Source organism: Arcicella rosea (assembly GCF_040543805.1).
Classification (GTDB): domain Bacteria; phylum Bacteroidota; class Bacteroidia; order Cytophagales; family Spirosomataceae; genus Arcicella; species Arcicella rosea.
Window position 1 is genome coordinate 101,573 of record NZ_JBEUMS010000003.1, and the last position, 14,766, is coordinate 116,338.

14 protein-coding genes are annotated in these 14,766 nt (G+C 35.2%); 11 read left to right on the forward strand and 3 right to left on the reverse strand.

All coding sequences use genetic code 11. The annotated features are described in order from the left end of the window. Window positions 1–201: 201 nt before the first annotated feature. Both ABID42_RS05130 and ABID42_RS05135 read left to right on the forward strand, forming a co-directional pair. The gene (locus tag ABID42_RS05130; RefSeq protein ID WP_367282736.1) at window positions 202–960 is read left to right on the forward strand and encodes a phosphatase PAP2-related protein; all 759 of its coding nucleotides are present in this window, start codon (window positions 202–204) and stop codon (window positions 958–960) included. Window positions 961–1,369: 409 nt separating this feature from the next. Continuing rightward, entirely contained in the window at window positions 1,370–2,185 is an 816-nt protein-coding gene (locus ABID42_RS05135) for a phytanoyl-CoA dioxygenase family protein (protein ID WP_323327086.1), read from the forward strand. Between the two features lie 81 nt (window positions 2,186–2,266). Here the strand turns inward: ABID42_RS05135 and ABID42_RS05140 are convergent, their stop codons facing one another. Then, window positions 2,267–2,908: a VTT domain-containing protein gene (locus tag ABID42_RS05140; protein ID WP_323689744.1), complete on the reverse strand. Its 642-nt coding sequence runs from the start codon at window positions 2,906–2,908 to the stop codon at window positions 2,267–2,269. A gap of 117 nt (window positions 2,909–3,025) precedes the next feature. After that, window positions 3,026–3,787 (reverse strand): phosphosulfolactate synthase, encoded by a 762-nt coding sequence (locus ABID42_RS05145; RefSeq protein ID WP_323326963.1) that lies wholly within the window; start codon window positions 3,785–3,787, stop codon window positions 3,026–3,028. 321 nt (window positions 3,788–4,108) lie between these two features. On the opposite strand from ABID42_RS05145, the gene ABID42_RS05150 reads away from it, so the two are divergent. The 8 genes from ABID42_RS05150 (at window position 4,109) to ABID42_RS05185 (ending at window position 12,361) form a co-directional block, all read left to right on the forward strand. Further along, entirely contained in the window at window positions 4,109–4,531 is a 423-nt protein-coding gene (locus tag ABID42_RS05150) for a DUF2147 domain-containing protein (RefSeq protein ID WP_367282737.1), read from the forward strand. A 43-nt stretch (window positions 4,532–4,574) separates the two neighbouring features. Continuing rightward, complete coding sequence (locus ABID42_RS05155) at window positions 4,575–5,189, forward strand: TetR/AcrR family transcriptional regulator (protein WP_367282738.1); 615 nt, start codon at window positions 4,575–4,577, stop codon at window positions 5,187–5,189. After that, complete coding sequence (locus ABID42_RS05160) at window positions 5,182–5,628, forward strand: PaaI family thioesterase (protein WP_367282739.1); 447 nt, start codon at window positions 5,182–5,184, stop codon at window positions 5,626–5,628. The genes ABID42_RS05155 and ABID42_RS05160 overlap by 8 nt, the downstream gene beginning before the upstream one ends. A 120-nt stretch (window positions 5,629–5,748) precedes the next feature. Next, complete coding sequence (locus ABID42_RS05165) at window positions 5,749–7,131, forward strand: TolC family protein (protein ID WP_367282740.1); 1,383 nt, start codon at window positions 5,749–5,751, stop codon at window positions 7,129–7,131. Window positions 7,132–7,149: 18 nt separating this feature from the next. Further along, complete coding sequence (locus ABID42_RS05170; protein ID WP_367282741.1) at window positions 7,150–7,713, forward strand: glutathione peroxidase; 564 nt, start codon at window positions 7,150–7,152, stop codon at window positions 7,711–7,713. 33 nt (window positions 7,714–7,746) lie between these two features. Next, the gene (locus tag ABID42_RS05175; RefSeq protein WP_367282742.1) at window positions 7,747–8,796 is read left to right on the forward strand and encodes an efflux RND transporter periplasmic adaptor subunit; all 1,050 of its coding nucleotides are present in this window, start codon (window positions 7,747–7,749) and stop codon (window positions 8,794–8,796) included. A 161-nt stretch (window positions 8,797–8,957) separates the two neighbouring features. Beyond that, window positions 8,958–12,020, forward strand: coding sequence for an efflux RND transporter permease subunit (locus ABID42_RS05180; RefSeq protein ID WP_367282743.1), 3,063 nt, complete (start codon window positions 8,958–8,960; stop codon window positions 12,018–12,020). Window positions 12,021–12,112: 92 nt separating this feature from the next. Further along, complete coding sequence (locus ABID42_RS05185; RefSeq protein WP_184135108.1) at window positions 12,113–12,361, forward strand: acyl carrier protein; 249 nt, start codon at window positions 12,113–12,115, stop codon at window positions 12,359–12,361. Window positions 12,362–12,492: 131 nt separating this feature from the next. On the opposite strand, the gene ABID42_RS05190 is transcribed toward ABID42_RS05185, so the two are convergent. Next, window positions 12,493–13,764, reverse strand: coding sequence for an aminotransferase class V-fold PLP-dependent enzyme (locus ABID42_RS05190; protein ID WP_367282744.1), 1,272 nt, complete (start codon window positions 13,762–13,764; stop codon window positions 12,493–12,495). Window positions 13,765–14,052: 288 nt separating this feature from the next. Here ABID42_RS05190 and ABID42_RS05195 point away from each other — a divergent pair, with 288 nt between their 5' ends. Then, window positions 14,053–14,763 (forward strand): pseudouridine synthase, encoded by a 711-nt coding sequence (locus tag ABID42_RS05195; protein ID WP_367282745.1) that lies wholly within the window; start codon window positions 14,053–14,055, stop codon window positions 14,761–14,763. Window positions 14,764–14,766 lie beyond the last annotated feature (3 nt).

A 14,766-nucleotide genomic window follows, 5' to 3' on the forward strand; every position in this document is an offset into this window, starting at 1 on the left:
ACATGATATATTTACTAGCAATGTAAATATTCCAAGAAGTACGACATTAATTTTCGATTTCATTGTTGATAACGTTTAAAACTTGATGTAAGTTTGTATTTTTTATGAAAGAATTCTTTCGATGAAGATTCAAATCGATAAAGAACACTTTAATCTAAAAGAATATCCAAAGATAATACCAATTAAAAATTAGATTGTCTGATGAATGACATACTTACGAATACAAAACCACCAAAGATGCCAAAAAGTTATCTTCAAGTTGTTCAACAACGTTGGCAAGATGCTTTAAAAACGAATGGATTTATTATTAAATTACTGACAACCCTTGGTATAGCTACTTTGGCTGCCCCACAATTTCCTTCATTTTTTATCAATATTCAAAAGCGTGATGGCGCTTATCTTTCCGATTTTGTATTAAATCATCTTCCAGCGATTGATGTTTCAACACCGATTTTTGCTCTTATTTATGGAATGTTGGTTTTCTTGCTTTGTAGAGTATTGGTCAAACCAAAGTTATTTCTACTTTTTACGATAACGTTTGTGATTGAAACCGTATTGAGGATGTCAACCATTTATTTTTTTCCATTGAATCCTCCACTAGATTTAGTTCCACTTCACGATACTTTTGCCGAATTACTCATTTATGGAGATACAGAACCTATCACAAAAGATTTATTTTTTTCGGGGCATACTGCAACGATGGTGATGATTTGGTTGTTTCTTGAAAAACCTTGGGAAAAAGCTTTAGCGGCTGTTACAGGCGTTTCAATTGCTATTTTATTATTAATTCAGCACGTTCATTATACAGCAGATGTAATCGGTGCCTTTTTCTTTACTGCACTTTCTTATGTAATTGCTCGTTATCTCAACAAACAGCAATGGCAAATTACTTGTAGTATGTTATTATTGTTTTTATTACTTTTAGAAACACTTTTCTGGTTTAGCCAGAAAATCGTTTAAGTCCAAAAATCATAATCCTTTGTATTTTAAGGAAATGATAGAAAATATATTAATTAATCCTTTAATTTTGCAAGTCATAAATTAGTACATTCTGGAGAGTTATTCATCTTGAAACTAATGATTGTGAATTATCAGAGGTAAATTGTAAATTTTCTAATGAAAAATTTACAATTTCATTACATTCAATTAATTTGCATTGTTTTACCAGAAAAAAGGAAACTTTTTCTTTTTTCTAAAACTAAGTAAAGGTGGTTCTGCCCAACTACGTTTACGAAGCGATTGTCAAAATCGTTTAACTTTATTTTGTACAATTTTTCATAAAACTGGTTTGGTTGAACAAATTAGTTTTGTACCAGGAACTTTTTATCAAATATAGTTCTTGCAAACCACTTTAATTCAGGGTAAAAATATGGTAAAGTTTGAGTCGAAAACCTTCCAATTGGGAGAGAAACTAACACAAGAGCAGAAAGAGTATTTCCGCAAGTATGGTGTAATTCAATTTAAAAATTTCATTAATGCTGAAACGATTCAAACGTTTATCAGCGAATTAGATAAAATTGAAAAGCAATGGTTGGCTGATGGCATTGAGAAAATCAATGGTATTCCGTTGAAGTTTGGTAAAGACGAACACGGCAACAAGATGATTCAAAGAATGTGCTTTACAAACAAGTACAGTACTTTCTTGGGTGAATTTTTGAAAGACCCACGTTTACAATTATTGGTTGAATTATTAGCTCCTTATGACGGTCGTATTAGCGATAACGAAAAAGATGGACTGGTTTTTAACCACTATGTAAATGCACCAAATAGTAAATTCACACAAATGGGATGGCATACAGACAGCCCACGTGATTTATTTTTAGGGCAAAAAATTCTTCCGATGTTAAACGTTGGTGTACACTTAGATAATTGCCCAAGCACAAATGGTGGCTTGAGAGTATTGCCAGGTACACAAAACCAAAGTGTTTTAAAACTTTTATTTGGTAAAAAACAGTTTATCGATCATACTCCAGATGCGAGAGAAGTAGGTTTTGAAATTGAAGCTGGTGATTTAACGGTACATGATGGTCGTTTATGGCACCGAGTAGAAGTTTCTCCTAATTTCGGAGAAAAGTCTCGTCGTAGAGTAATGTATGTACCAATTATTACTGGTAAATACATGCCGAAAAACGAAAACAGCAAAACACCATTTTATCACCGTTTTGCAAAAGTAGTTCAGAAATAAGGAATTGTTTGAATATAAAAAAGCCTGCGAAAATCAAATTTCGCAGGCTTTTTTGATGTATTGTTATCAATGAAGCTTTACTTACTTCGATAGCTTTGATTTCACAAAAGCAAAAATCATTGGTAAAACAGAAACCGCAATAATGCCTAAAACTACTTTTTCAAAATTGTGTTTTACCCATTCGTTATTTCCTAAAAAATAGCCCAATAAAGTAATTGAAGTAACCCAAAGCACAGCTCCTAAAACACAAAAAGTAATATAAGTACTGTATTTCATACTTCCAGCTCCTGCTACAAATGGCGCTACTGTACGAACAATCGGAACAAAACGAGCCATAATAACAGTTTGTCCGCCATGTTTTGCATAAAATTCTTCAGTCTGAGTAATATGTTCACGTTTCAGAAATAGAATTTTATCTTTCGACTTCACAAATTCACTAAAGTACTTTCCAATAAAATAATTCACATTATCGCCCAAAAGTGCGGCGCCAATCAAAAGAGGAATCACAAACGTAATTTCAATTTTACCCGTTGCTGCTGCCAAAACACCTACCGCAAAAAGTAGAGAATCTCCCGGCAACAAAGGCATTACGATTAATCCAGTTTCAACAAAAATAATCAAAAAAAGTAATCCGTAAGTAACTGTTCCGTGTTCGCTGATAAAATCAGAAAGTGCGGTTAATGGGTCTTTGAGGAGTTGTAAAAAAAAGTTGATAATTTCCATTGTGTTCGTTGGGTTTGTTAGTAAGTATTATACATTAAAAATCAGTTATGAGAAAAGGGACTTCTTGAACTCGCCTTGACTGATAACTGATTCTACATGTTTGTCGATGTGATGTGTTTACTTATCTAAGAAATGAGTGAAAGTATCACCTCTTAAGCCCAAACGAATGGTTTCTAAAGAAATTACTTCGTGTGGTGCAATGTTTCCAACGTTTACGTTAGCTCCTACTAATTTCACAAACCAAACTTGTTGAGATTTTTGTGGAGCTTCCCAAATGATTTTTTCTTCAGGAATTTCAGTTAGAATTTCTTCTACCAATCCTTGACGAACTTCACCAGATGCACGGAACAAACCAACGTTTCCGCCTTCACGAGCTTCGCCAATTACTTTCCAAGCACCAGCTTCTAATTCAGCTTTCATCAATTTAATCCATTTGTATGGAGGAATGATTTTCGCCTCATCTTTAGAACCTACTTCTGAAAGTACAGTTACTTGTTTAGCTAAAGTTCTGATATATTCACATTTATCATCTTGTTCCATTTCTAAAGAACCATCAGAAACTTCGGCATACTCCATTCCGAATTCGTCTAAAATACGACGGTACTCATCAAATTGTTTACGAATAATAAAAGCTTCAAATAAAGTACCGCCAAAGTAAACTGGAATACCTGCAGACTTGTAAACGGCTAATTTTTCCTTCAAGTTTGGTGTAACGAACGAAGTAGCCCAACCCAACTTAACGATGTCGGTATAAGCAGCACTCGTTTCCAAAAAATCCTCTATTTGTCTGATACTTAGACCTTTATCCATCACCATTGTGTATCCTTTTTGGCGTGGCTTAGTAGTTCTCTCAGGAATTTGAGTAAGTGGATAATTCATATTTTTGCTATCGGTTATCAGTTGTCACCTATCGTTTTTCTTACCTTAATTCCTCCATAAATCCTTTTAAAAAAGCATATTATTGAATCAAGACAAGAACGTGAATTGCAAAATTAAATATATCCTTTTTATCCCGCAAATTAGAATGTTAATATATTGTGTTAATTCAATACCTATAGCACATAAACCACTCAATAACAGATACTTAATATTTTTTGAAAAATAATTTTTCTTAGATTTATTAAATTTAAACAAAAAGGTGTTTTTTTAATGAACAGTGTTCATTACTTTTGCAATGACTAATCTTTAACTTATCTAAAAATGAAAAAAATCATCAATACACTTGCCATGTTCCTTTTAATAATAAGTGTGGGAAATGCGCAGTCTATCACGAAAGACGCCATCTTAGGTGAATGGCTATCGCAAGAGAAAGACGGAAAAGTATTAATTTTCAAACAAGGTGAGAAATATTTCGGAAAAGTAATTTGGGGGAAAGCGACTGGCAGAAAAGATGAAAAAAATCCAGATGCTTCCTTAAGGCATAGAGACATCATTGGTTCTACTATTTTAAAAGACTTTGTTTTTAAAGGAAAAGCTTGGGAAGACGGCAGTGTTTACGACCCCAACAATGGCAAGACGTACTCTTGCAATATGAAATTAAAAAGTATTGACGAATTAGAAATAAGAGGTTTCATCGGTTTTTCTTTGCTAGGAAGAACAACCGTCTGGACAAAAGTTAAATGATTTTTGTGGAAATTGTATCCACATTTTAATCGAAATTGAAAATATGGGTATTACCGAGAGAAAAGAAAGAGAAAGACAAGAAGTTCGGTCTTTGATTTTAGAAGCCGCACAGCAAGCCTTTATTGAAGATGGTTATGAGAAGGCTTCTATTCGTGCCATTGCCGACCGTGTGGAGTACAGTCCAGCGACGATATATCTTTATTTTAAAGACAAAAGTGAAATTTTCTTTGCTGTACATGAATTAGGTTTTGAAAAATTAATAAATCAACTGTTGGATGCGGTTGAAGGAATTGAAAATCCAATCGAAAAACTTCGACAACAAGGTTATGCTTACATGAACTTTGCTTTGGAAAACCCAGAAATGTACGATTTGATGTTTATTCAAAATGCACCGATGGAAGCCATTTTTGAAAACGAAGAATGGGTTTGCGGACATAGATGTTTTGAGCATTTATGCGATACAGTACAACAATGTATTGATAAAAAACTCATTAAAATTTCAGTATTAGGAGTAGCAACGATGTCAATCTGGTCGTTTATGCACGGCTTGGTTTCATTGAAAATCAGAAATAGATTTAAAACTTTTCCACAAGAACATATACAAAATTTAATGTCGGCATCTGTAGAACAAATGATCGCACTTTTACAAAATGACTAATCCAGCATTTGAGTTTTTTAAAAATAATCTTGGAAAACCTATCGCCGAAAATAGTCCATCGCCTGTTTCAAAATGGTTAGATGGTGTTTTAGTAGCATTAGAAGAAGATTCTCTTTCGGTAGAATACATTATCAGAAAAGATATGTGTAATCCAGCCCACATCCTTCACGGAGGCGTTGCCGCTACCATGATGGATGACATCATTGGAATGACAATTTTCAGCATGGGTCACACTGCTTTTTACGCTACCGTTAATCTTTCTATTGATTACTTATTTTCAGCCAAAATAGGCGAAAAAGTAATTGCTAAATCAAAGATTATCAGGGTTGGTAAAAAAATTGCACATGCCGAAGGGGAAATCAGAAACGAACAAGGCAAAATTATCGCAAAATGTACCACCAACTTGGTATCAACCAGCAACGAGATAAAATCTTTATAAAACATTACCCCAAAGCACTAATAAACCTTTCGAGACTAAGTGCTTTTTATTTTGCTTAACAACTAAACACTGTTTATATTTTAAATAACGTTTATGAAAACCCTCAGAAACTTCAAAAAAATGCTTCAATTTTCCCATCATGCTTATTCAAAATTAGCGATGATGCTACTGTTAGCAATGTGCTTTTTCACTGATACTTTGGCACAGTCAGATATTTTAAATCGATATGTTCAAGAAGGTTTAAGCAATAGCCAGACACTCAAGCAACAGCAATTTTCTTTGCAAAAAGCCGTGTATGCACTCGAAGAAGCCAAAGCGATGTTCAAACCCAATGTGAGTTTCAACACCACCATTTCGGCAGCTCAAGGCGGTAGAAAAATTGAAATTCCAGTCGGAGATTTGGTTAATCCAGTTTACACAACGCTAAACGCTTTGACGAACTCGACAAAATTTCCACAAATCTCAAATACTTCTGAGCAACTTGTTCCTAAAGATTTCTATGATTTACGTTTCAAAACAACCATGCCTATTTTGAATGCAGAAATCAGGTACAATCAAGCCATCAAAAAAGAACAAATCAGCGTGCAACAAACTGAAATTCAAGTTTATAAACGTGAGTTAGTACGTGACATTAAAATTGCCTACTTCAATTATTTGAAAGCAACAGAAGCCGTAAAAGTATATGAAAATGCTTTGAAAATTCTGCAAGAAAGCGAAAGAGTCAATGAAAGTTTGATAAAAAACGGTTCGGCAAATCCAACGGTTTTAGTACGTACTCGCAATGAAATTTCAAAAATTGATGCTGAAATCAGCAATGCCAAAGGCAATCAGCTGAACGCTTCGGCTTACTTCAATTTCCTTTTGAATAAAGATTTCAATGCCAAAATTGAGATTGACAATTTAGACACTTCAGTCCTGAACTTAAATTTAGAAGAAGGACATCGAGAAGAATTAGACAAAATTCAAGCAGGAATTAATATCAATAAACAACTTGTAGGCTTGAGTCAGTCTTATAAAAAACTAAAAGTGGGAGCTTCTTTAGACCTCGGCTCACAAGGTAGATTCAATCAAATTGCGAATAGTGATAAAAACTTTTTCAATCCAAATGCTTTTGTTTTACTCGGCGTTTCTTTCGATTTACCCGTTTACTCTTTCGGCAGAAATCAATTGAAAGTAAAACAAGCTGAAATGGATTTAGCAGCTTTAGACACGCAAGCGCAACAAGTAAAAAATCAATTAGCCTTACAAGCTGAAACGGCTCAAAATTCCCTGAACTCAGCCAAAAAAGTATTTGAATCAAAAGCTTCGCAGATTTCAACGGCGGAACGCTATTACCGTGATATGTTGCGCAGATACAAAGAAGGAAACTTAAATTTCATCGAACTTTTAGACGCTCAAACGCAAATCACGACTGCACAATTACAGCAATCCATTTCTTTATTTGATGTTTGGCAAAAATGGGTGGAAGTAGAAAGAGCCAAAGCCAGTTATGAACTAAAATAATCCTTAAAAAACGAAATCATGTTTAAGACCATTAAAAGCCTTTATAGAAATATTACCGAAAAAGATAATATCATCACCAAACCAAGTAATTCAAAACCTGCTAAAAAATCATTTTACGATTTAAAAATCAGCAATTTAACAGGAAAACAAGAAATCAACTTTGCTGATTTTGTAGGAAAAAAAGTACTCTTAATCAACACGGCATCAAAATGTGGCTACACACCACAGTATGAAGATTGGCAACAATTCCACGAAAAATTTGGTGATAAAGTAATTGTAATCGGTTTGCCTGCCAACAATTTCTTATCGCAGGAATCTGGAAGTGCCTCTGAAATTGAAGAATTCTGCCAAGTAAATTATGGTGTTTCGTTCACAATTACCGAAAAAGTAAGTGTTTCGGGCAAAGACAAACATCCAATTTATCAATGGCTTTCGGAAGAACAAAAAAATGGCTGGAACAATATAGAACCAAGCTGGAATTTCTGTAAATATTTAATCAACGAAAAAGGAGAATTGACACATTTTTTTGGCTCGAATATCAAGCCAGAACATCCTTCTTTCAAAAAAGCAGTAGGAATCTAAATCAATATTTAAAAGAATAAATACGCTAAAGAAATGAAAAAAATTATCTCTTATTCTCTTGGCTTCTCGTTCATGTTTTCCTTGCTGATGGCTTGTGGAAAAAAGGCGGAAGAAAAAAAATCACTGGCTGATGAAGACGTAATTGCCGTAAAAGTAATCAACGTTAGTCAAGCAAATTCTAACGAAGTAATCAAAGCTTCGGGCTTGGTGGCTTCTTTGCAGGAAGCTCGTTTATCTTTCAAAACGGGAGGAATCATCGCCAAAATTTATGTAAAAGAAGGTCAGAATGTTTCAAAAGGGCAATTATTGGCTTCTTTGAATCTGACAGAAATCAACGCACAAGTACAGCAAGCTACCGAAGGCGTACAAAAAGCAGAGCGTGATTTACGACGTGTAACCAATCTTTACAAAGATTCAGTTGCTACTTTAGAACAAGTACAAAACCTCACGACGGCACTGAACGTAGCTAAACAAAACTTGGAAATTGCGAATTACAACCAAGGCTTCTCAAAAATCTACGCTACTTCAAATGGTGTAATTGTTAAAAAATTAATGAACGAGGGCGAATTGGCAGGGCCAGGAACACCCGTATTTTTCATGAATGCAACGGGTGCAAACGACTGGGTTTTGAAAGTTGGTGTTGCCGATAAAGATTGGACTCGCCTGCATTTAGGCGACAAAGCTACGGTTCAATTAGACGCTTTTCCTGATACTCCTTTTACGGCTTCGGTTTCCAATCTTTCGCAAGGTGCTGACCAAAGTTCAGGTTTGTACCAAGCAGAATTGAAGTTGAATACACAAGGCAAAAAAATGGCTACTGGGCTTTTTGGTAATGCTTTGATTACTCCTAATCTTACCCAGCAAAATACTTCAGTCCCCGTTGATGCCGTGATTGAAGGTAACGGAAACGATGCTTTTGTCTATGTAATTGAAAATGGCAAAGCACATAAAGTAGCGATAAAAATTCTTTCGATTGATAACGACAAAGTATTTATCCAAAATTCTTCAACAGCTATCACGCAAGTAATTACAGACGGTTCGGCTTATTTGGTAGAAGGAAGTAAAGTAAAAATCATTCAATAAAATGTTGAGTTGTGAGTGATGAATTGTGAATTAGTGAATTTTGTGTACGGGTAGAAAATTATTAATTAAAATTATAAAAATCTTCACTCAAAAACTCCAAATTCACAACTCCCAAAACTCCTCACTCACAATTCACAACTCAGCATTTAAAAGATATTAATATGAAAATCTCTGAATTCTCAGTTAAAAATTATCAATTCACGCTGGTCGTGTTTTTAGGTATTCTTTCAATAGGGATTTACTCTTTATTGAATATGCCTCGTGGAGAAGACCCTGAGTTTTCTTCTCCTCAGTTTGGCGTTACGGTGATTTATCCCGGTGCATCGCCCAAAGATGTAGAGCAATTAGTAGCGGATGTGGTTGAAAAACGCATCAACGAATTAGATAATATTGAACGAATCAGAACAAGTATTTTTGATGGTGCTGCCATTTTTCAGGTAGAGTACGCTTTTGAGTCTGACCCAGAAGAGAAGTACCAAGAAATTGTGCGGGAAATGAATGCCGTTAGAAAGGAATTGCCTGCCGACGTGTTGGATGTTCGTATCGAAAGATATCAGCCCGATGGTGTCAATATTTATCAATTTGCTTTAGTTTCTGAAACCCTCCCCTACTCTAAATTAGAAAAGTATGCCGACGATTTAGAGAAAACTTTAGAAAAAAACCGTTCGCTCAAAAACATTAAAAGTTGGGGTTTTCCAGAGCGTAAAATTTCGATTGAGCTGAATCAAGCGAAATTGGCGCAAGATAAAATTCCTGTAAACAGAGTTTTAGGAGCGATTCAATCTGAAAATGTGAATATTCCTGGCGGTTCTTTGAATCTTTCAAACAAAAAATTCAATGTAAAAACTTCTGGAAATTTTAAAGATATTGAAGAAATCAAAAATGTAATCGTCTTTACAAACGGCACAAAAATCGTTTATTTAAAAGACATTGCCGAAGTAAAATACGCCTACGAAGACGAAACGCATAAAACTCGTTTGAACGGACATAGAAGTGTTTTTGTAACGGCTTGCCAGAAATTCGGTCAAAACATTATTAAAGTAAGAGCCCAAACCGACCCAAAAATTGAAGAATTTAAAAAGACTTTACCAAAATCGGTCGATTTAGTAAAAGTATTCGACCAAGCAGAATCTGTAGATAAACGTTTGATGCGTTTTGCTAAAGATTTCGGCATTGCCATTCTATTGGTTTTGATTACGCTTTTGCCTTTAGGTTCAAGAGCAAGTTTGGTCGTAATGATTTCAATTCCACTTTCCTTGGCGATTGGTTTAGCTTTACTTTATGCTTTGGGCTTTACGATTAACCAACTTTCAATCGTTGGGATGATTGTCGCTCTGGGGATTTTGGTGGACGATTCTATCGTGGTCGTCGAAAATATTGAACGTTTTATGCGGATGGGCATTCCGAAAAAACAAGCCGCTATTGATGCGACCAAACAAATTAGTATGGCGGTTGTAGGCTGTACTGTATTATTAATTTTCGCCTTTTTACCCGTTGCCAATTTACCAGAAGCCGCTGGAAAATTCATCCGAAGTTTGCCGATGGCAGTAAGTGTTACTGTACTGGCTTCAATGTTTGTGGCTTTGACGATTGTGCCGTTTTTATCAAGCGTCATCTTGAAAAATCATGAGAATGCTGACGGAAATTTTATTTTAAGAGGTATGAAACGTTTAATTTCAGCCACTTATGGAAAATTGATGGATTGGTGTTTACAACATCCAAAAACTACACTTGCAGGAGGAATGGGGATTTTTGTCGGAGTAATGTTGATTGCTAAATTCTTTTTGGGCTTCTCACTTTTCCCAACTTCCGAAAAACCAATGTTTTTGGTAAACGTTTCAACACCCGTTGGAACAAACCTAAAAGCAACCGACGAAGTAGTGCATTTTGTAGAAAATGAACTTAAGAAAGAGCCAGAAATCAAAAATATTGCTGCCAATATCGGTAGAGGAAATCCAAGAATCTATTATAACGTAATCGGCGGAGCAGAAGCTGAAAACTTTGGTCAACTTTTCGTGCTTTTGCAAGATGTTGAAACTAAGGAGAAAAAAGCAATTATCGACCGATTGAGAGGAAAATTAACGAATTATCCAAATGCCAAAATTGAAGTAAAGGATTTTGAACAAGGTCCGCCTTTGGAAGCTCCAATTGCCTATCGTGTTTTCGGAAATAATTTAGATAGTTTAAGAATCATTGCTGGACAAATTGAAAATATTTTGTCTGCTCAGGAAGGTGCTATTTATACAGACAATCCATTAAAAGTACAGCCAACCGACCTAAGAGTACACATCAACAAAGAAAAAGCAGGTTTAATGGCTGTCAATATTTCCGACATCGACCGTACTGTTCGTATGGGAATTGCAGGGTTGAACGTAGGTACTTATCGTGAAGAAGGACAAATTGATGACTATAACATTAATGTTTCGATTCCGAGAATTGGAGCAAAACAAGGTTTTGAAGTATTTGATAATTTGTACGTAAACAATACTTTAGGAACAGCCATTCCTTTAAAGCAATTGATTGAAGTAAAATTTGAAACTTCTCCAAATCAGATAAAGCATTATAATAAAGACCGTTACGTAATGATTTCTACTTTCTTGAAATCAGGTTATAACACTGCGAAAGTAAACCAAGAGTTGATTCAGAAGTTGAATAAATTCAAATTTCCGAAAGGATTTTACTACACCGTTTCTGGTGAAGCAGAAAATGCAGAAAAATCTTTTGGAGGCATAGGGGTAATTATCCTGATAACTGTCTTTGGCATGATTGCGATTCTTATCCTTGAATTTAGGAATTTCAAATCAACGCTTATTGTACTTTCTGTGATTCCTTTGGGGATTGTTGGTGCGATTGTCGGACTGTTAATTGCCGGAGAAAATTTATCTTTTACAGCCGTAATTGGTTTTATCGCCTTAATTGGTATCGAAATCAAAAACTCGCTTTTACTCGTAGATTTTACCAATCAGTTAAGAGAAGATGGAATGGAATTAGATGAAGCCATTCACCAAGCAGGTGAAATTCGTTTTGTACCTATTTTATTAACTTCTTTCACGGCTATCGGAGGCTTAATTCCATTAGTCATTGAATATTCTGATTTGTATTCACCTTTAGCAATTGTATTAATTGGCGGTATTACAAGTTCTACTTTATTGGCTCGTTTGGTTACACCAGTAATGTATAAATTGCTCCCACCAACTATTCATAAAAAAACAGCGCTGGCATAATTATTTTCACAATCATTCGAGGAATACTATTTCAATATCATTGAGCGTTCTAACAGAGAGAATTTTATCTATTAAATTAAAATTTAAAATCAATGAAATTCAGCACGAGTAAACTAATTCAATTTTTATCACGGCATTTCTATATTAATCCGAGATTAATTGCACCACAGAAACGCTTTTATGCAGATTTGGGTATGAACTCGTTGGAGTTCCTTGAATTGATTGTGCATTTAGAAAATACTTACGGAATTGTTTTGCCAGACAATGAAGTGGATAAAATTCAGACGATAAAACAACTCTCTGAAGTAATGGAAGCGAATCTTGTTCGTGTAGAAGCTTAATCAGCTAAGTATTAAGCAAATTACATGTGTTTTGGAATAGTTTAATATAAATTTAATCTTATCCAAAATCATTCAATAATCATCAAAAAGGGTTAGCGATTCATTCGTTAACCCTTTTTTGATAATAAAACTTACCCCGCTATTTCGTTCAACGCTTTCACAAAAGCGTCTAATTCCGCTGTTGTTGTATATAAATGCGGTGTCACTCTTACACCCATTACATTGGCTTTTTGATTGGCAATCGCTACGGTGAAGATTTTGTATTTCTCAAAAAGTAATTTAGATAATTCCGAAGGCGTTTTTCCTTTTACGCCCACATTGGCAATGCCACAACAACGAAAAGCTTCTTTTGGAGTATTCAGAATAATATTCGGATTATCACGTACTTTATCTGTCCAGTATTTTTGAAGGAATCTCAAGCGTGCTTCTTTGCGTTGAATACCAATTTTTTGGTGAAATTTAATCGCATCTTGTATCGCCAAATCCGTTGCTACGGGAATTGTTCCTGTGTGATTTAGTTTACGAATATCATCATCAGCAAAACCCATATCGCCGTACAGTTGCCAAATTTGTTTGATTTTATCTTTCCTCACATATAAAATTCCAGCTCCAAGCGGATTTCCCAGCCATTTATGCAAACTACTTCCATAATAATCGCAACCGCCCAGTTCTTCAATTTTAAAATCTAAATGCCCGAAAGCATGAGCTCCATCCACCATTACTTCTACACCGTGGCGATGTGCCATTTCTACGATTTTTTTTACTGGCAAAATTTGTCCTGTAATATTGATTAGATGACAAATCATCAACAAACGAGTTTTGGGCGTAATGGCTTTTTCATAAACCTCCACAATTTCTTCATCTGATTTGGGATGATTCGGAACAGAAACCATTTTATTGACGATGCCAAATCTGCGAGCCTGCAACTTGAACATATCCAACATTGCACCATAATCTTGTTCAGCCATGATGGCTTCGTCGCCTTCTTTCCAAGAAAATCCTGCGATAATCGTGTCCAAAGATTCAGTGGTGTTTCTGGTAATAATCAATTCTTCATGCGAACAGCCCAATAATTCCGCCAATTGTTTTCTGGAAACCAATTTATCATCAAACTGACGAGTACGCATATAATAAGAAGAAACCTTATTTACATCACGAATATGCTGAATGTAAGCCTCTAATACTTCATTAGAAGCCAAAGAATAATAGCCATTTTCGAGATGAATAAAATCATGCGTGAAATTATAGGCAGTTCTGATTTGTTGCCAAAAAGCCTCATCTTCCGCCAATTTTTGGGCTGGAATCTTTGCTGTTTTGGCTAAAAGGTTTTCAATATCAAGCATTGAAACCGCAGAAATGCCTGTGAATGTTTTGAGAAACTGACGTTTGGAGAAATTTGGCATTGTTTGAAGTGAAGGATTTTGGGAGTTATGAATTTTGAATGATGAATTATGAAATTAATGTATTAGGATATAATGCTTCTCTTGAAATTACAGAATTTATGCAAGAAGACAAAATAAGTAATCTATGTAAAATGACTTGATTATATTGATTCAGCATTTTGTAGAGATACCTAAATTCATAACCTCAACGGCGGACTGCTCATAATTCATAACTCATCTTTCATAATTAGCATAAGCTTTCAATAAAAGCGTCGTAAATTGCAGGAATATTTTGTAATCTTATTCTGAATGTCCCAAGAATTTCCGCCACTTCCCATACTTTTTCAAGACGAGCATTTTGTTGCTATTAACAAACCGCATAATTTATTAGTCCATCGTTCTTCTATCGCTGCTGATGAAAGTGTTTTTGCCTTGCAATTACTCCGAGACCAGTTGAATTGTTGGGTAAGTCCATGCCATAGATTAGACCGCAAAACTTCGGGCGTTTTACTTTTTGCGCTTTCTTCCGAAGCCGACAAAGAAGTTAAAAAGCAGTTTGAAGCCCATACCATTCAGAAAAAATACTTGGCTTTGGTGAGAGGTTATTTGCCAGCATCGGGCATGACCGACCGACCATTGGAGCGAGAAAAAGGAGGTTTTCAGGATGCCATTACACATTTTAAATGTTTACAACAAGTAGAATTGCCGATTATGGTAAGTAGATACCCTACTTCTCGGTATTCATTGGCAGAAATTTCGCCAGAAACGGGAAGAATGCACCAAATCAGAAGGCATTTTGCACAATTGAGGCATTATTTAATTGGTGATAAAACTTACGGCGAATGCAAGCAAAATAAAATGTTTGAAGAGAAATTTGATTTACACACCATGCTTTTACACGCCAGAGAATTGGTTTTTGAACATCCATTTACGCAAGAAAGTACCCGAATTGTTGCTCCGATGAACGAAGAATTTATCCAAATACTTTCTGAAATTGGTATGAATACAGCAGGACTGTAGCGA